This window comes from Amycolatopsis rifamycinica (assembly GCF_000695625.1).
GTDB classification, from domain to species: Bacteria; Actinomycetota; Actinomycetes; order Mycobacteriales; family Pseudonocardiaceae; genus Amycolatopsis; species Amycolatopsis rifamycinica.
The window spans coordinates 1-21,637 of record NZ_JMQI01000006.1 but is presented as its reverse complement, the minus strand read 5'-3'; the positions used below and the strand labels follow the sequence as shown (position 1 = coordinate 21,637).

The following is a 21,637-nucleotide window of genomic DNA, read 5'->3' as shown; positions in this document are numbered from 1 at the left end:
TAGGTGAAGGGTCATGAACGGACGCGGACGGCTGATTCCGCTGGTAGCGGCGCTTCTGGCGACCGCGGGCTGCAGCGTGTTCTCTTCCGGCACGCCCGCGCCCCCGCCGCCGCTGGAGCGGAGCACCCTGCGCGTCGGTGTGGGCAACGCCATCGACACGGCCCCGCTGCGGATCGCCGTCGCGGCCGGGAAGTTCGGCGCCGCCGGGCTGAACGTCTCCCTCGTCGAACTCGGCGCGGACGACGGGCTCGCGAAGCTGGCCGCCGGCGACCTCGACGTCACCTTCGCCTCCGACATCGCGATGTTCCGCGCCGCGGCCGGCGGGACGGCGTTGCAGCTGCAGGGCGAGGCCTACACGTCCGGCCCCAACACGATGGCGCTGGTGACGCTGCCGGACTCGGACTACACCGTGCCGACGTCGAAGCGGTCGCCGAAGATCGCGGTCAACATGCTCGACGACATCGGCGCGCTCGTCGCGCGTTCGGTGCTGGGCACCGCGGGCGTCGACGAGGCGAAGATCAAGTTCACCGCGGTGCCGTTCGACCGGATGCCGCAGGCCCTGCAGGCGGGCGACGCGGACGCGGCGCTGATGATCGAGCCGTACATCACGCGTGCCGAGAAGGACCTCGGCGCGCACATCCTGGCCGACGGCGCCCGCGGCTCGACGCTCGGCTTCCCGCTCTCCGGCTACGCGGCGGCGAAACCGTTCGCGCAGGCCAACCCGCGAACCCTCCGGGCGTTCCGCACCGCGCTGGGCGCGGCCCAGCAGAGCGCGACGGACCCGGCGATCGTGCGCGACGCGCTGCCGAAGTTCTCCGACATCGACGCGACCACGGCCGCGCTGATCTCCCTCGGCTCGTACCCGGCGTCGCTCAACGGCATCCGGCTGCAGCGCGTCGCCGACCTGATGCACAACTCGGGCCTGCTGGCGAACCGCCTCGACGTCCAGGGCCTGCTCCCCGACCAGACCGGATATTAGCTACCGCGAAAATTGCACTTGGTCTACTTTTGCACTCAGTCTACTTGGGGAGTGCACGATGACCGACGTCCTGATCGCCGGAGCCGGCCCGACGGGTCTGCTGCTGGCCGCGGAACTCGCCTTGGCCGGTGTCGAGGTGGCCGTGCTCGAACGCCGTTCCGGACCCGGGCTGCCCCGGCCGGTCGGGCTCCAGCCCCGGACCGCCGAGCTTCTGGACATGCGGGGCTGAACCCGGCGGACCAGGAGGTCGACGGCCCGAGCGGGCACTTCGCCGGGCTGCCGGTCGCGCTCGACCACAGCGTCTGGCGGACGCGCCACCCGCGCGTGCTGAACCGCACCCAGGACGACGTCGAGGCGATGCTGGCCGCGCACGCGGTGCGGCAGGGGCCGTGCTGCGGCGCGGGCACGAGGTGACCGCGGTCGACGTCGACGCGGACGGCGTCACGATCCACGGGCTCCGGGCGCGCTGGCTGGTGGCCTGCGACGGGGCGCACAGCACCGTCCGGCGGCTGCTCGGCGTGCCGTTCCCCGGCCGCACCGAGACCTACGTCGCCACGCTGGCGCACATCCGGCTCGCTACTGCGTCCCCGCTCGTCCCGGCCCGGGCGGCGCACTTCAGCCAGGTCACCCGGCAGGTCGACGGCTATTGGTCGATGCTCACGCCGCTCGGCGACGGCGGCCACCGGTTCGTCTTCGGCTCCACGACGCGGCAGCCGGGCCGCGACGCACCCGTGTCAGACGCCGAAGTCACCGAAGCACTGACGGCCCTGTACGGCCCCGAGACGCGGCTGGGTGAGGTGTACGGCGCTTCGCGGTTCAACGACGCGACGCGGCAGCTGGAGCAGTACCGGCACGGCCGGGTGCTGTTCGCCGGCGACGCCGCGCACATCCACCCGCCGCTCGGCGGCCAGGGGCTCAACCTGGGCGTCCAGGACGCGATGAACCTCGGCTGGAAGCTGGCCGCGACGGTCCGCGGCACCGCGCCGTCCGGGCTGCTGGACACCTACCAGGCCGAACGTCACCCGGCCGCCGAGCGGGTCCTGCGGCACACGGCGGCCCAGCGCGTGTTCACGGCGCCGGGACGCGGCGAGAACGTCGAGGCGCTGCGCGAGATCGTCGTCGACCTCCTGCGGCTGCCGGACGCCAACCGCTACTTCAGCGGGCTGCTGTCCGGCCTCGGCCTGGACTACCCCGGCGCGCGGCGCGTCCCGGACCTCGACCTGACGACGGCGTCCGGGCCGACGCGGCTCTCGACGTTGCTGCGGGACGGCCGTGGGCTGCTCCTGGACCTCGGCGACCACGCCACGCCGCCCGGCTTCACCGGCCAGGTCGGCGTCGTCCGGGCGGCGACCGGCGACCCCGAGTACCGCGGCCGGCTGCTGCTCGTGCGGCCGGACGGGTACGCCGCCGACCCGGCCGAGCTGGGGCGCTGGTTCGGCTAGATGTGCTCGCCGGTCTTGATCAGGCACACCGTGCGGGCCGGCGGCCCGGAGTAGGTGAACACGTCGTCGGCGCCTTCGCACTTGTCGTCGCGGTCGAAGCCGGAGAGGATCTCGACGCGCTCCTGCGCCGCCGGGTCGGTGCAGGAGACCTTGCTGATCGCGCTCTCGTCCTCGACGTCACGCAGGCAGTCGCCGGCCTTGACGTTGAGGGCCAGGCAGAGCATCCGGCCGCTGCCGGTACCGGAGCCGAGCCGGAACCGCACGTAGTCGCCGGGCGCGCACGCGATGCCTCCGCGGTAGACGTTCTCGACCTTGTATGTCGCGTTGTTCGCGTTGCAGCCGACGCGGTGGTAGGCGAGCTTGCCCGCTCCCTCGCGCGTCAGGTACAGGCAGTCACCGTCCGAGGGCGAGCCGCCGCGGATGAGCCCGGCGAAGCCCAGCGCCCCGAGCGCGCCGAGGCCCAGGGCGGCGACGACGCACGCGACCAGCGTGATCCGCACCTTCGTGGTGAACCAGTGCGGGATCGGTTGCCGCCCCGGTACCGGCGGCATCGGCGCGGGCTGCGGGTAGCCCGGCGACCGGAACGGATTGTCGTCGAACGGCGGTGTGGTCAACGTGCCCTCCAGTGATCCCCTCGGCACCTCGGCCCACCGGCGGACCCGCGAGAGGAGCGGACCGGAGCGAGGCACGTATAACAGTAGTTGTGACTGATGGCCCGCTGATCGTCCAGTCCGACAAGACCGTGCTCCTGGAGGTCGACCACCCCCAGGCCGATGACGCGCGCATCGCGATCGCGCCGTTCGCCGAGCTCGAACGGGCGCCGGAGCACGTGCACACGTATCGGATCACGCCGCTGGCCTTGTGGAACGCGCGCGCCGCGGGCCACGACGCCGAGCAGGTCGTCGACGCGCTGACGACGTACTCGCGCTTCCCGGTGCCGCAGCCGCTGCTGATCGACGTCGTCGACGTCATGGGCCGGTTCGGGCGGCTGCAGATCGCCAACCACCCGGCGCACGGGCTGGTGATGTCGACCACCGACCGCGCGGTGCTGACCGAGGTCGTCCGGAACAAGAAGATCAGCCCGATGATCGGCGCCCGGATCGACGAGGACACCGTCATCGTCCACCCGTCCGAGCGCGGGCGGCTGAAGCAGGCGCTGCTGAAGGTCGGCTGGCCGGCCGAGGACCTGGCCGGGTACGTCGACGGCGAGGCCCACCCGATCGCCCTCGACGAGACGGACTGGCAGCTGCGCGACTACCAGCGGCAGGCCGCGGAGGCGTTCTGGGCGGGCGGCTCCGGCGTCGTCGTGCTGCCCTGCGGCGCCGGCAAGACGATGGTCGGCGCGGCGGCCATGGCGAAGGCCGCGGCCACGACGCTGATCCTGGTGACGAACACGGTGGCCGGGCGGCAGTGGAAGCGCGAGCTGATCGCGCGGACGTCGCTGACCGAGGAGGAGATCGGCGAGTACTCCGGCGAGAAGAAGGAGATCCGGCCGGTCACGATCGCCACGTACCAGGTGATCACCCGCAAGACCAAGGGCGAGTACAAGCACCTGGAGCTGTTCGACTCCCGTGACTGGGGCCTGGTCGTGTACGACGAGGTCCACCTGCTGCCGGCCCCGGTGTTCCGCATGACGGCGGACCTGCAGTCCCGCCGGCGGCTCGGCCTGACGGCGACCCTGGTCCGCGAGGACGGCCGCGAGGGCGACGTCTTCTCGCTGATCGGCCCGAAGCGCTACGACGTGCCCTGGCGCGACATCGAGGCGCAGGGCTGGATCGCCCCGGCGGAGTGCACGGAGGTCCGCGTGACGCTGACCGACGCGGAGCGCCTCGAGTACGCCACGGCCGAGGCGGACGAGCGCTACAAGCTGGCGGCGACGGCGTTGACGAAGACCCCGGTGATCAAGTCGATCGTGGAGAAGCACGCCGGCGAGCCGACCCTGGTGATCGGCGCGTACCTCGACCAGCTGGAGATGCTCGGCGACGAGCTCGACGCGCCGGTGATCCAGGGCGCGACGCGCAACAAGGAGCGCGAGGAGCTGTTCGACAAGTTCCGCCGCGGCGAGATCCGGACGCTGGTGGTGTCGAAGGTCGCGAACTTCTCGATCGACCTGCCGGAAGCCTCGGTGGCGATCCAGATCTCGGGCACGTTCGGTTCCCGGCAGGAGGAGGCCCAGCGCCTCGGCCGGCTCCTGCGCCCGAAGGGCGACGGGCGGCAGGCGCACTTCTATTCGATCGTCTCGCGCGACACGGTGGACACGGAGTACGCGGCGCACCGGCAGCGGTTCCTGGCGGAGCAGGGGTACGCGTACCACATCGTGGACGCGGACGACCTGCTCCGGCCGCTCTGAGCCGACAGGCGGGTCCCTGCGCTCCACTGTGGACAAGTGGTGAAGACCGCCGCACAAGGGTGAGGGCCACGCCCCCTCGACGTGGCCCTCACCCTTACCCCCAGCGGTCGGCAACCTGTGAGCTGGTTGCTCCAGCCGAGGAAGCCTCCCCCGCGGAGATCAAAGAAACCTAAAAATCCGTTTTTGAACCGCTGACCAGCGGAAATCCCCGATCAGCGCCGGGCGGAAGGAAAGCCCTGAACCGGGTTCGAGAGCCGGAGCACCGGCCGGGGCTCCCGCGCCTCCCTGCTGCCGTGCAGCCGGAAAATGCCCACGGCCTCCGTCCACGCCGCTTCGGCGGCGGCGGTCTCGCCGAGGGCGTCGAGGGTCGTGGCGAGATCACGGAGGGTCCGTGCCCGCCACACCGGGAGCATCAGCGCGTCCCACCACTGGACGGACCGCTCCAGGTGGGCGCGCGCGTCCAGGAGCCGTCCGGCGGCGAGCTCCAGTTCGCCCAGGGTGCGCAGCATCAGCCCCTGCCCGAAGCCGTCTTGCATCTGGTGGCACGTGGTGAGGCAGGCGAGCATCGCCTCGCGCACCTCGTCGCCGCGGCCCTGGCGGATACGGACCTTGGCGAGCGACTGCACGGCGTAGGCGGACATCAGCGGGTCGTTGGCGGTGCGCAGCAGATCCACCGCTTCCTGGCTGCACCGGGCCGCCTCGGCGAGCCGTCCGGCGGCGCGGTGCACGAGGCCCACGGAGCGCAGGGCGAGCGCGCGGCTGCCGCCGTCGCCCGTCGTCGCGTGACCCGCGAGGGCGAGTTCGGCGACCACCAGGGCCTCGTCCAGTTCGCCCTGCTCGGTGAGGACGCGGCCGAGCCCGTGCAGTGCCTGGACCTCCGCCTGTTCCTCGCCCAGCTCCCGCAGTTCGGGCAGGGCGAGGTCGAGTGAGCGGCGGGCCTGGGCGAACTGGCCGTACTCGCACTGCACGACGCTGAGGTCGAGCCGGCTCATGGCCTGCCCGCGCCGGTCGCCGGCCAGCTCGTAGGCGGCGAGGGCCTGCTCGTGGTAGGCGATCGACTCGTCGAAGCGGTCTTGCTCGTAGCGCAGCCAGCCCAGACCCGAGAGCAGCCGCGCCTCACCGGTGCGGTCGCCGGTCCGGCGCGCGGCCGCGAGCGCGGCGTTGTGCGTGCGCCACCACTGCCCGAACAGGTTGCGCACGGCGAACACCGACGAGCACAACGCCGCGGCGAGCCGGGTGGCGACGTCGGTGAGGTCCAGCCCGCTGACGCGCTCGACCACCCCGACCAGTCCGGTCTGCTCGGCGTCGAACCACGCCTCCGGGTCGGCCAGGATTTCGCCGATCCGCGCCGGTGCCAGGTAGCGGGCCGGCGCGCTGCCCCTCGGCGGGCGCGTGCGGCGCCCGGCGGCCCGCGAGCTCGACGAGCCCGAGCCAGCACTCGGCGGCCCGCTCGGCCGACGCCTTGACCTCGTCCTCGGTCTCCTCCGCCTCCCCGCGTTCCCGGGCGAAGGCCCGCGTCAGGTCGTGGATCCGGTACCGCAGCGCGCCGCCGTCGTCGTCCACAGTGGACACATCGAGCAGCTGGGCGTCGACGAGCCGCTCGACCACCTCCTCCGCTTCGTCGCCGTCGCAACCGAGCAGGGGCGCCACCACCCACGCCCCGAACGAGGAGACGTCGAGGAGGCCGAGCCTGCGCAACGCGGTCCGTTCGCGGTCGGCCAAGCCGTCGTAGCTGAGCGCGAAACTGCCGCGCACCTCGAGGTCGCCGAGGGTGAGCTCCTGCAGGATCCGGTGCTGCCCGCGAAGGCGCTCGGTGAGCCGGCCGACCTTCCACTGCGGCCGGGCCGCGAGGCGCCCGCCGGCGATCCGCACGGCGAGCGGCAGGTTGCCGCACAGGCGCACCAGCTCGCGGGCGGCTTCGGGCTGCTCGGCCGCCCTGGCGTCGCCGATGACCCGGCCCAGGAGGTCCAGGGCTTCCGCTTCGTCCAGCACGGGCAGGTGCAGGTGGGCCGCGCCGCCGAGGGCGCCGAGGCGTTCCCGGCTGGTCACCAGGGCCGCGCAGGTGTGGCCGCCGGGCAGCAGCGGGCGGACCTGGCGTTCGTCGGACGCGTCGTCGAGCACCACGAGGATGCGCCGGTCGGCGAGCAGCGTGCGGTACAGCTGGCCGCGTTCCTCCAGCCGCGCGGGGATGTCCCCCTCGGCCACGCCCAGCGCGCGCAGGAAGCCCGCCAGCACCTCGGCCGGATCGGCGCGGACGGCCTGCACCCCGCGCAGCGAGGCGTAGAGCTGGCCGTCGGGGAACTGCTCCCGGACGCGGTGCGCGACGTGCGCGGCGACCGTGCTCTTGCCCGCGCCGGGTTTGCCGTAGACCGCGCACAGCCGTGACCCGCGGGCCCCTTCGGCGGACAGCCACCGCGTCAGCTCCGCCACCTCGTGCGCGCGGCCGGTGAAGTCGGCGATGTCGAACGGGAGCTGGCTCGGCGCCGGGACGCGCGGTTCGCTCCCGGGCCGGGCCGCCGGCGTCCCGGGTTCGTCACGCAGGACGCGCTCGTGGGCGGCGAGCAGCACCGGGCCGGGCTCCAGGCCGAGTTCGGCGAGCAGCGTGTTCCGCCCGTCCTGGTAGCAGGCGAGCGCGTCGGCCCGGCGGCCGCTCTGGTGCAGGGCGAGCATGAGCTGGGCCCGCAGCCGTTCACGCAGCGGGTGTTCGGAGACGGCCGAGGTCAGCTCCGGGACGAGCGACTCGCCGGCACCGGTCTCCAGCTCGACGTCGACGCGGTCCTCCAGCGCGGCGATCCGCAGTTCCTCCAGCCGGGCGCGTTCGTTCTCGGCCCACCTGCCCTGCGTGCCGCCGAGCGCGGGCCCTCGCCACACCGCGAGCGCCTGCCGGAGGTGGGCGATCGCCCGTGCGGGTTCCCCGGCGGCTTTGGCCCGGCGGCCCGCCGACGTCTCCCGGACGAAGATGTGCAGGTCGACCTGATCGAGATCGACGGCCAGCCGGTAACCGCCACCGCTGCGCGCGATGACCTCGGGATCACCGCCGTCGGCGAGCGCCCGGCGCAGGGTGGAGACGTAGGTGTAGACGGCGGCGCGCGCCTGTTCCGGGGGTGCTTCGCCCCAGACCGCGTCGATCAGCTGCTCCAGCGGGACCACGTGCCCCGCGTTGACGGCCAGCAGGGCGAGCAGGGTGCGCGGTTTCGGGCCGCCGAGGCCGGCCGCGCCGCCCGCGACCACCACCTCGACCGGGCCGAGCACGTGGAACTCCATACACCCCCTCCGGCGTCGTCTTGATCGTGTGGGAAGCCTGGCAACGGATCACCGGCTAAGCAAGATCCGCACAGGTGACCGTTCTGTCGGGATCGTCTCGTGTCGTCTGCGCCACCCCTTCGGCGCAGTGGCGCACCTCAGAAACATCTTGTGTCACAGGTGTCCCAGCGACGCTCTGACCTGCATGTTTGTTGATTCACTCGAACGGATGAGCGGCCGGAACGCTGGAAATTGTCGGACCCTCGAACTACTGTTCGAGATGCAGCAACCGAACACAAGTTCGAGGGGACGTCCATGACGATCGCACCGCTCCGCCCCGGTACGCCCGCGCCGCCGGTCCAGACCCTGCCACCGGGGTCCTGGCACGGCCGGCTGTGGGTGTCCGACCTCCCGCTGACCCGGCCCGAGCGCTACCTCGGCTGCGTGGCCGAGTTCGAGCGGTCCGGGCTCTGGCCGGTGCTGATCCCCCACGACCAGCGTTTCGCGGCGAACGGCGAAGACTGGATCGACGACCGAGGCAGGCTGGCCCCAGCGGGCCACCGCGTGGCCACGGCGGACCCCGCAGGAGCCCTGTCCCGCTGGTGGGACACCTCCTGCTGCGACGGCGCGTGCCTGCGCCCGTTCGGCGCACGGTTCCCGGGTCTGGCCAAGCGCAGCCCCCGCAGGTCGGACCCCTTGGCGGAGGCGGGCAACACGGGCTCGATCCTGGCCACGCGCGCCCCCCACCGGCTCGGCCTGGTGCAGACCGAGCGCCCGGCCGACATCCCGGCGCTGCTGGGCTGGACGGGAATGATCAAGTACACGGACCAGGTGGCAGAGCTGTCGGCGGTGCTGCGCAGCTGGGAGGACAGGTTCGGGGCAACACTGGTGGTGCTGGGGTTCGACGCGATCGAGCTGTCGGTGGCGGCCCCACCGCGCAACCAGGCCCGCGCGCTGACGGTGGCCGCGGAGCACCGGGCGTTCAGTTTGCCCACCTTCGCCGGGCAGCCGGGGAACCTGCGGGAGTACGCATCGGGGCTGGTTCAGTCGCGGCATTGGAGGTTTTCCTGGGCGTGAGGACGGCCGGGTTGGGCCGGTGGGCCGGGCGCGCCGGGGCTGGCGGGCTGGGCCGGGGGGGCGGGCCGGGGCCGCGCGGCGGGCCAGACCGGGACGGGCGGGCTGGGCCGGGGCTGGCGGGCCGGGGCGGCGGGCCAGACCGGCGGCCGGCGGGGTGGGGCTGGCAGCCCAGGCCAGCAGCCTCAGCCGAGGCCACCGCCGGCGGCCGAGGCGCACCCGGCAAGCCAGAGCAGGTGGTGAGCCAGAGCCGGCGGTGAGCGAGGGCCGGCGGCCCGGCCATCCAAAAGAGCTGGGTGGTCATCCCGTCGCCTGAGGCCGTCAAATCACTTTGAGCCAGGCCCGCAACCCACAGACCACGGCAAGCCACCAGCGCAACCTTGCGGGCCTGGCTCAAAGTGATAGGCCTCGCCCAGGCGACGGGATGACCACCCGGCGACCCCAACGCGAACGTGAGCCAAAAGCGTCCCCAAGGCCATCCCGGAGCCTGCCCGTCCGGCGAGGACAGTCGTCCCACCAAAAATACCCAAGGACGGCAAACCCAGGTCACTTGTCCCAACCCCCGGTCCACCCGTCCGACCGCCCCCGCGTTTGGCCGTCCAGCCGAACGGGAACCACCTCTCGCGGGAACGGGAAGGCGGGTGAGAACGATCGCCGAGATCCGGATCGGGACCTCTGGGTGGCGTTATCCCCCGTGGCGCGGGGTGTTCTACCCACCCGGGCTCGCACAACGACGGGAGCTCGAATACCTCTCGCGGCGGATGAACGCCGTCGAAATCAACGGCTCCTTCTACTCCCTCCAGCGCCCCGAGCGGTACCGCGCCTGGTTCGAAGAGACGCCCGCCGACTTTCGCTTCGCCGTCAAAGGTGGGCGCTTCATCACCCACATGAAGCAGCTTCGTGACGTCGAGACCGCCCTGGCGAACTTCTACGCCTCCGGTGTCCTCGCCCTCGGTGCGAAACTCGGCCCCTTCCTCTGGCAACTGCCTCCGAGGCTCGCCTTCGATGCCGATCGGCTCGAGAACTTCTTCGCCCTGCTCCCGCGCACCACCACCGACGCCGCCCAGCTGGCCACCAAGCACGACGACAAGCTCAAGGGCGTGCCCTACCTCGAGGCCGGCCCCCGGAAGCCCTTGCAGCACGCCCTGGAAGTCCGGCACCCGAGCTTCGCCGAGCCCGCCGCCAAGGAGCTGCTCAGCGCGCACGGCATCGCCCTCGTCGTCGCCGATACCGCCGGGAAGTGGCCGTTCCTCGAGGACCAGACCGCCGACTTCGCCTACGTCCGGCTGCACGGCGACGAAGAACTCTACGTCAGCGGCTACTCCGACCAAGCCCTGCGCAAGTGGGCCGACAAGATCCGGGCCTGGCACGACGACGGGCGGCGGGACGTGCACGTCTACTTCGACAACGACGTCAAAGTCGAGGCTCCCCGCAACGCCGAATGCCTCGCCGACCTGCTGGGAGTCACGCCGGGCACAAGACAGTCCTTGCCGGAAAAGCGCAGCTAGGCACCTGTTTGCGGAACCCGGCACGGTGGCATGATCGGCGTCGATGAAGGTCTACGCGATCCCCCTGCGCACCCGGTTCCGCGGCATCACCGTCCGTGAGGGCGTGCTGCTGCGCGGCCCGGCGGGCTGGGGCGAGTTCTGCCCGTTCGCCGACTACTCCGACGCCGAGAGCGTGCCGTGGCTGCGGGCGGCGCTGGAAGCGGCCGAAACCGGCTGGCCCGCGCCGGTCCGCGACCGGGTCGAGGTGAACACGACGGTGCCGGTGGTCGAGCCGGCGAAAGCGCATGAACTGGTCCGCGCCTCCGGCTGCCGGACGGCGAAGGTGAAGGTCGCCGACCCGCGCGTTTCCCTGGCCGACGACTGCGCGCGGGTGGAGGCGGTCCGCGACGCGCTCGGCCCGGGCGGCGCGATCCGCGTCGACGCGAACATGGCGTGGGACGTCGACACGGCGGTGCGCGCGATCGCGGACCTCGACAAGGCGGCGGGCGGGCTGGAGTACGCGGAGCAGCCGTGCCCGTCGATCGAGGACCTGGCCGCGGTGCGGCGCCGGGTGGACGTCCGGATCGCGGCCGACGAGTCGATCCGCCGCGCGGAGGACCCGCTGAAGGTGGCGGTCGCCGGCGCGGCGGACATCGCGGTCCTTAAGGTCGCCCCGCTGGGCGGCGTCCGGCGGGCGCTGGAGGTCGCCGAGGCGTGCGGGCTGCCGTGCGTGGTGTCGTCGGCGGTGGAGACGAGCGTCGGCCTGGCGGCGGGGCTGGCGCTGGCGGGCGCCCTGCCGTCGTTGGAGTTCGCTTGTGGACTCGGGACACTTTCGCTGCTGGAAGGCGACGTCTGCGCGTCGTCACTGTCTCCTGTGGACGGTTACCTCCCGGTGCCGCGCACCGCCCCGGAACCTGCCGAGGGGTACGCGGCAGGCCCCGGGATCGCGGCGGCCTGGGAAGACCGGCTGAACCGGGTCCGGCGTCAGGCCCACTTGTAGGCGTGCACCAGCCACCGGTTCGCCCAGTCGCGGTCGGGCTCTGCCGGCAGCGGCGACGCGCCCCGGGTCAGCCGGTCGAGCCGGTCTTCCAGCTCGGCCGCGGCGGCGACGGCTTCGTCCTGCGTGTGCTTCCCGCGACGCAGATCACGAAGCCAGGTCAGCCACGGCTCGGCGATCGGCAGCGTCATCCGGCCGGTCTCCAGCAGTTCGACGCCCTGCACGCCCAGGCGGACCATGTGCATCGCGTACTTCGTGTCGAAGCCGTACTTCGCGATCAGCTCGGGCCGGTTGACCTTCAGCGTCCCTTCGAGCATCCGGTTGCGCTGGGTCCGCAGGTACCCGGCGAACCGCAGCCCGGCCTGCCGCGAGACGATCCGCTCGGCGTTGGCGCGCAGCTCGTGGCCGAGCTCGGTGACGGACACGATTTCCGCGTCGGGCACGAACAGCGGCAGCAGGATGGTGGGATTCCCGGTCAGCGCCAGGCGCATCCACTTGCGCAGCGAGTAGACGATGAGGTCCAGATCGCCGGGCCCGGACCGCACGCCCTCGGGCTGGGTGCGGAAGACGTACTGCTCGAACCGCCGAAGCCCGGCAACGTACTCGGCGGGTTCGATGCACAGCCCCATTTCGTCGCGGTCGTCCTGACCGTCGACGGCGGTACCGTGCAGGCCGGACCCCACCTGGCAACGCAGGATGGTGCCGTGCTCGGCGATCGCGGCGAACTCGGGGTTGTCGTGCTTCATGGTCCCAGTTGTAGCGGGCGGGTCGCGCCGGAAGCACCTGGTTTTCCCCGAGGGCAAGTTCAGGGTCCGGGTCCGGGCCGTTCCCGATGTGGGTGGCCGCCCTCCGGAGACACCATTGAGCCATGACGAACAGCGTGTACACCCCGGAAACCAAGAAGCTCCGCCGCAGCCGGAGCGACAAGATGCTCACCGGCGTCTGCGGTGGGTGGGCCACCTACCTCGGCGTCGATGCCAACGTCCTGCGGATCGGGATGGTCGCCGCCGTGTTCCTCTCGGTCGGGATCGCCATTCCCGTCTACGTCGCCGCCGCCATTCTGACGCCGGAAGAGGACTCCTGAACCCGGGCGGGCGCGGGCTCGCAGGGGGAGCCGGCGCCCGCCCGATGGCGGGGGTGCGCGAACCGAACGGCCCGGACGGCAGGGGACGTCCGGGCCGTTCGGCCGCGCCCGTTGGGCCGAGCGGCCCAAAACCGCGACGCGGATCCCCTTCGAGGGGTTAGGGTTCGCGCTCGTGGATCACGGAAACACCGCCCCCAAGGTCGTCATCGGGATCTTGGGCGGGCTGTACCTGATCGCCGGGCTGGGGCTGACCGCGTTCGCCGCCTACGCCGTGCTGTCCTCCGGGGACACCGGTGGGGTGCGGGCCGGGCGGGTGGTGCTCTACACCGCCGCGGCGCTCGCCATCTGGGTGCTGCTCACCGGGATCGGCGCGATCGTCGTCGGGCTCGAAGCCGACGACAAGAGCACCGCCTGGCTCGCGGGTCTCGGCGTGCTCGCGCTCGGCGTCGTGATCGTCGGCGCCTACGCTGTCTGGTTCTTCACCAAGCCGTAGACACTTCGGGGTCCGGGGCCTGCCCCGGCGGGGGTTCGGGGCGCAGCCCCGATAAGAAGAGCCCGGCCCGCCGAAGCGGACCGGGCTCTTTTCGAGCGTGGCTCAGAAGTCCATGCCACCCATGCCACCGGACGGGTCGGCGGGAGCGGCCGAAGCCTTCTCCGGCTTGTCCGCCACGACGGCCTCGGTGGTCAGGAACAGCGCCGCGATGGAGGCGGCGTTCTGCAGCGCGGAGCGGGTGACCTTCGTCGGGTCCGGCACGCCGGCGGCGAGCAGGTCCTCGTAGACACCCGTGGCGGCGTTGAGGCCGTGACCCTGCGGCAGGCCCTTGACCTTCTCCACCACGACGCCGCCCTCGAGGCCGGCGTTGATCGCGATCTGCTTGAGCGGGGCCTCGACGGCCACCTTGACGATGTTGGCGCCAGTGGCCTCGTCGCCCTCGAGCTTCAGGCCCGCGAACGCGGCCTCGGCGGCCTGGATCAGGGCCACGCCACCACCGGCGACGATGCCCTCTTCCACGGCGGCCTTCGCGTTGCGCACCGCGTCCTCGATGCGGTGCTTGCGCTCCTTGAGCTCGACCTCGGTCGCGGCGCCGGCCTTGATGACGGCCACGCCGCCGGCCAGCTTCGCGAGCCGCTCCTGCAGCTTCTCGCGGTCGTAGTCCGAGTCCGAGTTCTCGATCTCGGCGCGGATCTGGTTGACGCGACCCTGGATCTGGTCGGCGTCGCCCGCACCCTCGACGATGGTCGTCTCGTCCTTGGTGATGACGGCCTTGCGGGCCTTGCCCAGCAGGGACAGGTCCGCGTTCTCCAGCTTGAGGCCGACGTCCTCGGAGATGACCTGGCCACCGGTCAGGATCGCGATGTCCTGCAGGATCGCCTTGCGGCGGTCACCGAAGCCCGGGGCCTTGACGGCGACGGACTTGAAGGTGCCGCGCATCTTGTTGACGATCAGGGTGGCCAGGGCCTCGCCCTCGACGTCCTCGGCGATGATCAGCAGCGGCTTGCCGGACTGGATGACCTTCTCCAGCAGCGGCAGCACGTCCTTGACGGTGGAGATCTTGGAGCCGAAGAGGAGGATGTACGGGTCCTCGAGCTCGGCTTCCTGACGCTCCGGGTCGGTCACGAAGTAACCGGAGATGTAGCCCTTGTCGAAGCGCATGCCCTCGGTGAGCTCGAGCTCGAGACCGAAGGTGTTGCTCTCCTCTACGGTGACGACGCCTTCCTTGCCGACCTTGTCCAGCGCCTCGGCGATCAGCTCGCCGATGGTGCGGTCAGCGGCCGAGATCGAGGCGGTAGCAGCGATCTGCTCCTTGGTCTCGATCTGGACGGCGGCCTTGTGCAGCTGCTCGGTGATGGCCTCGACGGCCGCCTCGATGCCGCGCTTCAGGCTGATCGGGTCGGCGCCGGCGGCGACGTTGCGCAGGCCTTCCTTGACCAGGGCCTGGGCGAGCACGGTGGCGGTGGTGGTGCCGTCACCCGCGACGTCGTCGGTCTTCTTGGCAACTTCCTTGACGAGCTCGGCCCCGATCTTCTCCCACGGGTCTTCGAGCTCGATCTCCTTGGCGATGGAGACACCGTCGTTGGTGATGGTCGGCGCGCCCCACTTCTTTTCGAGCACGACGTTCCGGCCCCGCGGGCCGAGGGTCACCTTGACGGCTTCGGCGAGGGTGTTCAAGCCGCGCTCAAGACCGCGGCGGGCGTCCTCGTCGAACGCAATCAGTTTGGCCATTGCGGTGTGGTCCTCCGGTATTGGGCGCCACCGCCGCGCTGTCCACAGCGGCGGCAGCAGGACTCTTCCTCGGCCAGGCTCGGTGCCCGCGACGGACGACTGATCCCGGGTGGGGGTTCAGCCTCACCGTCCCGACCTTTGGCACTCGACGGCGTCGAGTGCCAAGTCCGTGTTTAGCACTCTCGGGGGGAGAGTGCAAGAAGACCTGCTCAGCGGGGCACGATTCAGCTACTCGGCTTGATGGTGATCGACGTCGGGGGTGCGTTCAGCGACGATGTCGAGCTCGGCTGCGAGCTGCCGCCCGGGCCGACCGGGATGTTCGGCGCCGTCGTCTGGCCGCCGCCACCACCGCCGCTGCCGCTGTCGCGGAACAGGAAGATCGCGCCCACGACCAAGCCGGCCACGACGACGAGGCCGAGCAGGATGAAGATCCACTTCTTGCCACCGCCGCTCTTCGGCTGGTGGAACGCACCGGCGCCGCCGGCGGGCATGGGCGGGCGCAGGCGCATCGGGTCGCCGGGCGGGCCGTAGCCGGGCGGCGGGCCCTGCGGGGGCATGCCCTGCTGCGGCGGTCCCTGCGGAGGTCCCTGCTGGGGGTAGCCGTACCCCGGCGGCGGGCCCTGCGGCGGCATCCCGGGCGGCGGCCCCTGCTGCTGCTGGGGGTAGCCGTACCCCGGCGGCGGGCCTTGCGGGCCCTGCGGTCCGGGCCCCTGGCCGTAGCCGGGCTGCTGCTGTCCTCCGTACGGGTGCACGGGGGCCCCCTCTCCCTGCGGTGCGCTGTTCTGGTGCGGCCCCTGTTGTACCTGACCAGGACGCTGCGGCGCGGGGATTCCGCCCGAATGGGACCCCGGCGGCCCCGGCGGGGTGTCCGACGTCGCCAGCGGGCCGAGCGCGCGGCGCGCGGCCGCGACCATCTCGACGCAGCTGGGGTAGCGGTCGGCCGGGTTCTTGGCCATCCCGCGCCGGATCACCTCGTCGATCGCCGGCGGCAGCGCGACGGCGCGGGAGATCGCCGGCGGCTCGCCGTTGAGGTGGCCCTTGATGACCGTCGGGACGTCGCCCTTGAAGGGCGGGCTGCCGGTGAGGCAGGCGTAGAGGACGCACGTCAGCGCGTACTGGTCGGTGCGCCCGTCCAGCGGCTCCCCGCGCAGGTGCTCCGGGGCCGCGTACGTGGGCGAGCCGAGGAAGTCGCCACCGCGCGTCCGGTGCCCGGTCGCGCCGCGCCGGGTCAGCCCGAAGTCGGCGACGTACACGTGCTCGCGCGAGGTCTCCTTCTTCGTCACGAGCACGTTCGCCGGCTTGACGTCGAGGTGGACCAGACCACGGTTGTGCAGGGTGTCGAGGGCGTCCGCGACCTGGTCGAGCATCGTCAGGGCGCGCGCGGGCGCGATCGGGCCACCCGAGATCAACCCGGCGAGATCGCCGCCGTCAACCATGCGCATGGCGATGTAGAGCATGCCGTCGAGCTCGCCGAAGTCGTACAGCGGCACGATGTTGGCGTGGTCGATCGCGGAGGTGTTGCGCGCCTCGTCGACGAACCGCTCGCGGAACTCGGCGTCGGCCCCGAGGTGGTCACCGATGACCTTCAGGGCCACCTTGCGGCCGAGCCGCACGTCCGTGGCCTTGTAGGTCACGCTCATGCCGCCCTTGCCGAGCACCCCGTCGATGCGGTAGTTGCCCAGCCGGCGACCGGTGAGGTCCCCCGACACATCGCCTGTCACGCCCGCAGCCTAACGCCCCTGGTTCGGCGCCTGCCGGGGGTTCACCGATCAGCGAGGGGCCTGGTCACGAAACCTTTCGCACGTCGGCTGCCTGGCTACGGCCGTCACGCCCCGACTGCACTTCGAACTCGACGCGATCGCCTTCGTCCAGAGTGCGGAATCCTTCGGACTGGATGGCCGAATAGTGGACGAACACGTCCGGCCCCTCCGTGGATTCGATGAACCCGTAGCCCTTTTCCGAGTTGAACCATTTGACGGTGCCGACAGCCACGGCGCCCTCCCTCAGCACAAAGGATCCGCTGGCCCGAGCGGATGCCAGCGGCGGAGTGCCAATCACGCTACCGGAATTATTCCCCTCGGCAATGGGCAATTCGTCCGAAGATCACGAACCCGAAAGGCGTCGGTTCCGCGCGTGCACGAGCACCGTCCCGGGACCCGCGAAGTCGACGGCGAGCCCTTCGCCGGTGCGCAACGACTGCGGCCCGCCCGGATCGAGGGCGCGCAACCGGCACTGGATGGTGTCCGGGTAGGCCAGCAGGTAGTCCGGCCGGACCGTGACCAGCTCGCCTTGGCCGAGCTCGAACGCGTCCACCGGGCCGGGCGCGGCCAGCACGAGCGGCCCGGTCCCGCTGTAGTGCTCCAGGAACCCCGAATCCGCGCCGAAGAGCTGCTGCAGCGGCGCCCAGCCGGTGTCGTGCCGGACCGAAGACGGCCGCACCAGCACCGCGTCGCGGTGCACCGACCAGCCCGTGCCGCCACCGACGTCGAGCGGGTAGACGTCGCCGGGGCGCAGCGGCGCGAAGTCGATCCAGCCGCCGTCGGACGGTGCGGTGTAGACCGCCATCGCGCTCTTGCCCGCGCGGACGCCGCCGCGGCCCGCCGGTGCTTCGGTGACGCCGAACCGGCTGGCGAGCAGGGTTTCCGGGGCGGCCCGCACGGCCTCGCCCGGGTCCAGCAGGACGCGGGCGACGCCGAAGCCGGGCGTGTGCCGGGTCTGGACGCGCATCAGCGCGACGGGACGTGGGAGACGATCCAGCTGATCAGCGCGGACGGGTTGCGCGTCTGCGTCATGATCTGGCCGGGGCCGACGAAGTCGAACACGAGGCCTTCGCCGCTCTTCATCGACTGGATGATGCCTTGGGCGACCTTCCGGATCTGGTACTGCACGGTGTCGGCGTACGCGACGACGTGCCCGGTGTCGATGGTCACCATCTCGCCCTGCTGCAGCGTGATGGTCTCGACCGCGCCGTAGCAGGACACGAGCAGCTGGCCCTGGCCGGTGGCGTGGGTCAGGAAGCCGCCCTCGCCGCCCATCAGGTTCTTCATCCCGCCCCACTTGGTCTCGGTCTGCACGCCGTGCGACGACGCGAGCCAGCAGCCGCGGGTGACGGCCCAGCCGGTGCGGCCGTCGAGGGTGAGCACCTGGATGTCGCCGGGCAGGTTGGCGGCGACGTCGACCCAGCCGCCGTTCGGCGGTGCGGTGAACGTGGAGATGAAGAAGGACTCGCCGGAGAGGAACGCGCGGCCGAGGCCCTTCATGATCCCGCCCTGCGCCTGCGACTGCACCTGCACGCCGTAGCTGGTGGCCATCATCGCGCCGGACTCGACCTGGCACGGCTCGCCGGGCGCCAGCATCAGCCGGGCGACGGCGAACGAAGGCTGTTGACGGATTCCGACCTGCATGCGTGCTCCCCTGAGGCGTGCCTGTGACGGGGCAGAGTCTTGCACGAGCCCGGAAGCCGGGGAGGATGGTCCGGTGATCTCCGTCGACGACTACCGCGACCGCGTCGCCGCGCTCCTCGGCACGGCCCCCGCGACCACGCTGCCCCTCGCCGCCGCGGCCGGGCTCGTCCTGGCCGAAGACGTGCGCGCCGGCGTCTCGCTGCCGCCCTTCGACAACTCCGCGATGGACGGCTACGCGGTCCACGCGGCCGATGTCGCCGTCACGCCGGTGACCCTGCCGGTCGCCGACGACATCCCGGCCGGCCGGGTCGACGTCCGGCCCCTCGAAGCGGGCACCGCGCACCGGATCATGACCGGCGCGCCGCTGCCGCCGGGCGCGGACGCGGTCGTGATGGTCGAGGACACCGACGGCGGCACTTCCCGGGTGACCATTTCGGCGCCCGCCCGCGAAGGCGCGCACATCCGGTACACGGGCGAGGACGTCGTCGCCGGCGATGTCGCCCTGCACGCCGGAACCGTGCTGGGCCATTCCCAGCTGGGTCTCGCGGCCGCCGTCGGGCTCGCCGAGGTGCGGGTGCACCGGCCGCTGCGGGTGGTGGTCGCCTCGACCGGCACCGAGCTGATCGACGCGCCCGCGCCGCTGCGCCACGGCCAGATCTACGAGTCCAACAGCGTGATGCTCGCCGCGGCGATCCGCGGCCTCGGCTGCGAGGTCGAGGTCGTCCGCAGCGTCGTCGACGACGTCGGGGAGTTCCGGAAGGTCATCGAGCCGAAGCTGGCCGGCGCCGACCTGCTGGTCACCTCCGGTGGCGTCAGCGCGGGCGCGTACGAAGTGGTGAAGGACGCGCTGACCGGCCAGGGCGTCGAGTTCGCGAAGATCGCCATGCAGCCGGGCGGGCCGCAGGGCAGCGGGCGCTGGCAGGGCGTGCCCGTGGTGGCGCTGCCCGGCAACCCGGTCAGCGTGCTGGTGTCGTTCGAGGCGTTCCTGCGCCCGGCGCTGCTGACGGCCATGGGCCACACCGACGTCTCCCGGCGCCGGGTGCGGGCCCGGCTGACCGAGGCGATGAGCTCGCCGGCCGGGCGCCGCCAGTACCGCCGGGGCGTGTTCACGCCGTCCGACCGCGAAGTGACCGGGATCGTCGGGCCGCGCGGCGGGCCGGGCTCGCACCTGCTGGCCGCGTTCACGCAGGCCAACTGCCTGATCGTGCTGCCGGAGGACGTCACATCGGCTGCGGTTGGGGAAGAGGTGGACGTCCTGCTGCTCTGACCGGGAAGTCCCGCAGCTTCCGGTAGGGCGCGAGCAGCGGCAGCGCGATGATCAGCACGCCGGACGCCACCCACAACGTCTCGCGGACGCCGATCGCTTCGCCGAGCACGCCACCGAGCACCCCGGCCAGCGGGATCGTGCCGTAGGAGACGAGCGAGGCGCTCGAGGTGATCCGGCCGAACAGCTGGGGCGGGCAGTACTGCTGCCGGAACGTCGTGGTCAGCACGTTCGAGGCGACGATGCCGGCGCAGACACCGAACTCCGCGAGCACGAACAGGGCCAGTCCCCAGCCCGGTCCGCTCAGCGGCCCCAGCAGCATCATCGGGGCCGCGAACACCTCGCAGAGCAGAAAGGCGCGGGCCGCGCCGAAGCGCGCGCCGAGCCGGCCCGCCACCACCGCGCCGAGCACCCCACCCAGCGCGGCGAGCGCGAGCACCAGCCCGACCAGGCCGGGTTCGGCGCCGAGCGTGCGGGACAGGAAGACGATCTGGATGGCCTGGTAACCGGCGAGCGCGAGGTTCGAGACGGCGCCGAAGGTGATCAGTGACCGCAGGTACCGGTCGCCCGTGACGAACCGGAGTCCCTCGGCGATCTGGCTGCGCAGCGGCGAGCGTTCGGCGGGGGCGACGGTTTCGCGCGCCCGGATCGCCCGCACGCACAGCACGGAGACACCGAAACTGACCGCGTCCGCCAGGATGCCGCTGACCGGGCCGAACGCCTGGGCCAGCAGCCCGGCCAGGCCCGGCCCGGCGACCTGGGTCGCCGACTCGCTGCCCTGCATCTTCGCGTTGGCGTCCAGGAGTTCGCCGTCGCCGACGAGCGCCGGGAGGTAGGCCCGGTAGGCGAGGGTGAAGAACACCTTGGCGACCCCGCCGAGCAGGGCCGCGCCAAGCAGGTACGGCATGGTCAGCAGCCCGAAGGCCGCGGCGAGCGGGACGCTGCCGAAAACGGCCATCGAGACGAGGTTGCAGAGCTGCATGACCGGGCGCTTCGCCAGCCGGTCGACCCAGGCACCCGCGGGCAGGCCGATCACCAGCCACGGCAGCCACGCCACCGCCGTCAGCAGCGCGACCTCGAACGTGCTCGCCCGCAGCGTGACCACCGCGACCAGCGGCAACGCCGTCGTCGCCACCATGCCGCCGAGCATGCTCGTGGTCTCGCCGGTCCAGAGCAGCCGGAAGTCCCTGTTCCCCCAGAGCCCCTTCACGGCTGGCCCAGCGACGCCCGCGCGGCGAAGAAGACCGGACGGCGCTCGACGCCGTCACCGGGTTCGGTGCGGTTCTCGAACTCGCCGATCAGCAGGAAGATCCGCTCGTTCAGTTCGTCGAGCTCTTCGCGCGACAGCCGCACCCAGGTGTCGATGCTGAACGGCGCTCCGCGCCACTCCTCGGGGTAGGTCTCGCGACTGGCGATCCATTCGCGGGCGACCGCCGTCTGGTGGTCGAGCACGAGGATCTCGGCGGCTTCGGCGACCGGGTCGCCGGGGAAGTCGGCGGAGGCCCACCGCAGCGTCTTCGCACTGCGTTTCCACCAGCGTTCTCGCTGGTCCCGGGCCAGTTCCGGGGCCACCTCGACCAGCTTCGCGGCGGCCAGCACCTTCATGTGGTGGCTGACGTTGCCGACCGCCTGGCCGGTCTTCGCGGCGAGCATCGACGCCGTCGCCGGGCCGTCGAGGTGGAGCAGCTCCAGGAGCCGGCGCCGCAGCTGGTGCGACATGGCGGCCAGCACCTTCGAATCCCGGATTTCCCGGATGTCCTCGGTCATGACCCACAAGAGTAGTTGTACAAGACTTCTTGTGCAATGGCGCTTGTGCATCCTCCTCCCGTAAGCTGCGGGCATGGGTTTCGTCGCGTGGGTGATCTTCGGCGCGGTCGTCGGCTGGGCCGCGAACCTGGTCGTCGGCGGGCGGGAACGCCGACGGCAGGGTTGCCTGGTCAGCGTGCTCGTCGGCGTCGTCGGCGCGGCCTTGGGCGGGCTGCTCTACCGGCTCGCGACCGGCCAGGCGAAGACGTTCGACTTCGACTTCCCCAGCTTCGGTGTGGCCATCCTCGGCGCGGTCGTGCTGCTGGCGATCCTGCGGCTCGCG

Annotated in this window: 22 protein-coding genes; 11 read left to right on the top strand and 11 right to left on the bottom strand. The window is 71.9% G+C overall.

The window, feature by feature from the left end; all coding sequences use genetic code 11:
- Positions 1-13: 13 nt before the first annotated feature.
- The 3 genes from DV20_RS03280 (at position 14) to DV20_RS42940 (ending at position 2,421) form a co-directional block, all read left to right on the top strand.
- The gene (locus DV20_RS03280) at positions 14-979 is read left to right on the top strand and encodes an ABC transporter substrate-binding protein (protein ID WP_043776317.1); all 966 of its coding nucleotides are present in this window, start codon (positions 14-16) and stop codon (positions 977-979) included.
- Positions 980-1,037: 58 nt separating this feature from the next.
- A complete protein-coding gene (locus DV20_RS46340; protein ID WP_235190690.1) occupies positions 1,038-1,208 on the top strand; it encodes an FAD-dependent oxidoreductase in 171 nt (56 codons plus the stop codon).
- A 160-nt stretch (positions 1,209-1,368) separates the two neighbouring features.
- Entirely contained in the window at positions 1,369-2,421 is a 1,053-nt protein-coding gene (locus DV20_RS42940; RefSeq protein WP_235190689.1) for an FAD-dependent monooxygenase, read from the top strand.
- Here the strand turns inward: DV20_RS42940 and DV20_RS03270 are convergent.
- Positions 2,418-3,035, bottom strand: coding sequence for an LppU/SCO3897 family protein (locus DV20_RS03270; RefSeq protein ID WP_043776315.1), 618 nt, complete (start codon positions 3,033-3,035; stop codon positions 2,418-2,420). The genes DV20_RS42940 and DV20_RS03270 overlap by 4 nt on opposite strands.
- 89 nt (positions 3,036-3,124) lie before the next feature.
- On the opposite strand from DV20_RS03270, the gene DV20_RS03265 reads away from it, so the two are divergent.
- Entirely contained in the window at positions 3,125-4,771 is a 1,647-nt protein-coding gene (locus DV20_RS03265) for a DNA repair helicase XPB (RefSeq protein WP_043776314.1), read from the top strand.
- Positions 4,772-4,983: 212 nt separating this feature from the next.
- On the opposite strand, the gene DV20_RS46335 is transcribed toward DV20_RS03265, so the two are convergent.
- Positions 4,984-5,970: a tetratricopeptide repeat protein gene (locus DV20_RS46335; RefSeq protein ID WP_235190694.1), complete on the bottom strand. Its 987-nt coding sequence runs from the start codon at positions 5,968-5,970 to the stop codon at positions 4,984-4,986.
- On the bottom strand, positions 5,888-8,035 hold the full coding sequence (locus DV20_RS03260) for an AfsR/SARP family transcriptional regulator (protein ID WP_235190688.1): 2,148 nt from the start codon (positions 8,033-8,035) through the stop codon (positions 5,888-5,890). Before DV20_RS03260 ends, DV20_RS46335 begins: the two co-directional genes overlap by 83 nt.
- Before the next feature lie 294 nt (positions 8,036-8,329).
- On the opposite strand from DV20_RS03260, the gene DV20_RS03255 reads away from it, so the two are divergent.
- From DV20_RS03255 to DV20_RS03245, 3 genes are all read left to right on the top strand, one after another.
- Positions 8,330-9,091, top strand: a complete 762-nt coding sequence (locus DV20_RS03255; RefSeq protein WP_043776313.1) for a DUF4253 domain-containing protein — start codon at positions 8,330-8,332, stop codon at positions 9,089-9,091.
- Positions 9,092-9,729: 638 nt separating this feature from the next.
- A complete protein-coding gene (locus tag DV20_RS03250) occupies positions 9,730-10,596 on the top strand; it encodes a DUF72 domain-containing protein (RefSeq protein ID WP_063607771.1) in 867 nt (288 codons plus the stop codon).
- Positions 10,597-10,639: 43 nt separating this feature from the next.
- A complete protein-coding gene (locus tag DV20_RS03245; protein ID WP_043776310.1) occupies positions 10,640-11,575 on the top strand; it encodes an o-succinylbenzoate synthase in 936 nt (311 codons plus the stop codon).
- Here the strand turns inward: DV20_RS03245 and DV20_RS03240 are convergent.
- Positions 11,560-12,318 (bottom strand): nucleotidyltransferase domain-containing protein, encoded by a 759-nt coding sequence (locus DV20_RS03240; protein ID WP_043776308.1) that lies wholly within the window; start codon positions 12,316-12,318, stop codon positions 11,560-11,562. The genes DV20_RS03245 and DV20_RS03240 overlap by 16 nt on opposite strands.
- 122 nt (positions 12,319-12,440) lie before the next feature.
- Between DV20_RS03240 and DV20_RS03235 the strand changes: the two genes are divergently transcribed.
- Together DV20_RS03235 and DV20_RS03230 are read left to right on the top strand one after the other, a co-directional pair.
- On the top strand, positions 12,441-12,656 hold the full coding sequence (locus tag DV20_RS03235; protein ID WP_043776307.1) for a PspC domain-containing protein: 216 nt from the start codon (positions 12,441-12,443) through the stop codon (positions 12,654-12,656).
- Positions 12,657-12,828: 172 nt separating this feature from the next.
- Positions 12,829-13,149, top strand: a complete 321-nt coding sequence (locus DV20_RS03230; protein WP_043776305.1) for an MDR/zinc-dependent alcohol dehydrogenase-like family protein — start codon at positions 12,829-12,831, stop codon at positions 13,147-13,149.
- A 102-nt stretch (positions 13,150-13,251) separates the two neighbouring features.
- On the opposite strand, the gene groL is transcribed toward DV20_RS03230, so the two are convergent.
- The 5 genes from groL to DV20_RS03205 form a co-directional block, all read right to left on the bottom strand.
- On the bottom strand, positions 13,252-14,880 hold the full coding sequence (gene groL, locus DV20_RS03225; RefSeq protein WP_043776303.1) for a chaperonin GroEL: 1,629 nt from the start codon (positions 14,878-14,880) through the stop codon (positions 13,252-13,254).
- 224 nt (positions 14,881-15,104) lie between these two features.
- Positions 15,105-16,601, bottom strand: coding sequence for a serine/threonine-protein kinase (locus DV20_RS03220; protein WP_200876343.1), 1,497 nt, complete (start codon positions 16,599-16,601; stop codon positions 15,105-15,107).
- A 64-nt stretch (positions 16,602-16,665) separates the two neighbouring features.
- Complete coding sequence (locus tag DV20_RS03215) at positions 16,666-16,872, bottom strand: cold-shock protein (protein WP_003085446.1); 207 nt, start codon at positions 16,870-16,872, stop codon at positions 16,666-16,668.
- Positions 16,873-16,983: 111 nt separating this feature from the next.
- Positions 16,984-17,607, bottom strand: a complete 624-nt coding sequence (locus DV20_RS03210; protein ID WP_043776300.1) for an AIM24 family protein — start codon at positions 17,605-17,607, stop codon at positions 16,984-16,986.
- Positions 17,607-18,284: a TIGR00266 family protein gene (locus tag DV20_RS03205; RefSeq protein ID WP_043776299.1), complete on the bottom strand. Its 678-nt coding sequence runs from the start codon at positions 18,282-18,284 to the stop codon at positions 17,607-17,609. Before DV20_RS03205 ends, DV20_RS03210 begins: the two co-directional genes overlap by 1 nt.
- Positions 18,285-18,357: 73 nt before the next feature.
- On the opposite strand from DV20_RS03205, the gene moeA reads away from it, so the two are divergent.
- Positions 18,358-19,551, top strand: coding sequence for a molybdopterin molybdotransferase MoeA (moeA, locus tag DV20_RS03200; protein WP_043776297.1), 1,194 nt, complete (start codon positions 18,358-18,360; stop codon positions 19,549-19,551).
- Here the strand turns inward: moeA and DV20_RS03195 are convergent.
- Both DV20_RS03195 and DV20_RS03190 read right to left on the bottom strand, forming a co-directional pair.
- Complete coding sequence (locus tag DV20_RS03195) at positions 19,505-20,758, bottom strand: MFS transporter (RefSeq protein ID WP_043776296.1); 1,254 nt, start codon at positions 20,756-20,758, stop codon at positions 19,505-19,507. The genes moeA and DV20_RS03195 overlap by 47 nt on opposite strands.
- On the bottom strand, positions 20,755-21,315 hold the full coding sequence (locus DV20_RS03190; RefSeq protein WP_043776295.1) for a helix-turn-helix domain-containing protein: 561 nt from the start codon (positions 21,313-21,315) through the stop codon (positions 20,755-20,757). The genes DV20_RS03195 and DV20_RS03190 overlap by 4 nt, the downstream gene beginning before the upstream one ends.
- A gap of 73 nt (positions 21,316-21,388) precedes the next feature.
- Between DV20_RS03190 and DV20_RS03185 the strand changes: the two genes are divergently transcribed.
- Positions 21,389-21,637 (top strand): GlsB/YeaQ/YmgE family stress response membrane protein (locus DV20_RS03185; protein WP_043776473.1); only part of this gene is annotated, 249 nt, incomplete at its 3' end.

Coding starts and splice junctions, on each gene's coding strand:
- DV20_RS03280 (WP_043776317.1), top strand. CDS start 14: ATGAACGGACGCGGACGGCTGATTCCGCTGGTAGCGGCGCTTCTGGCG.
- DV20_RS46340 (WP_235190690.1), top strand. CDS start 1,038: ATGACCGACGTCCTGATCGCCGGAGCCGGCCCGACGGGTCTGCTGCTG.
- DV20_RS03260 (WP_235190688.1), bottom strand. CDS start 8,035: ATGGAGTTCCACGTGCTCGGCCCGGTCGAGGTGGTGGTCGCGGGCGGC.
- DV20_RS03255 (WP_043776313.1), top strand. CDS start 8,330: ATGACGATCGCACCGCTCCGCCCCGGTACGCCCGCGCCGCCGGTCCAG.
- DV20_RS03245 (WP_043776310.1), top strand. CDS start 10,640: ATGAAGGTCTACGCGATCCCCCTGCGCACCCGGTTCCGCGGCATCACC.
- DV20_RS03240 (WP_043776308.1), bottom strand. CDS start 12,318: ATGAAGCACGACAACCCCGAGTTCGCCGCGATCGCCGAGCACGGCACC.
- DV20_RS03235 (WP_043776307.1), top strand. CDS start 12,441: ATGACGAACAGCGTGTACACCCCGGAAACCAAGAAGCTCCGCCGCAGC.
- groL (WP_043776303.1), bottom strand. CDS start 14,880: ATGGCCAAACTGATTGCGTTCGACGAGGACGCCCGCCGCGGTCTTGAG.
- DV20_RS03210 (WP_043776300.1), bottom strand. CDS start 17,607: ATGCGCGTCCAGACCCGGCACACGCCCGGCTTCGGCGTCGCCCGCGTC.
- DV20_RS03205 (WP_043776299.1), bottom strand. CDS start 18,284: ATGCAGGTCGGAATCCGTCAACAGCCTTCGTTCGCCGTCGCCCGGCTG.
- DV20_RS03190 (WP_043776295.1), bottom strand. CDS start 21,315: ATGACCGAGGACATCCGGGAAATCCGGGATTCGAAGGTGCTGGCCGCC.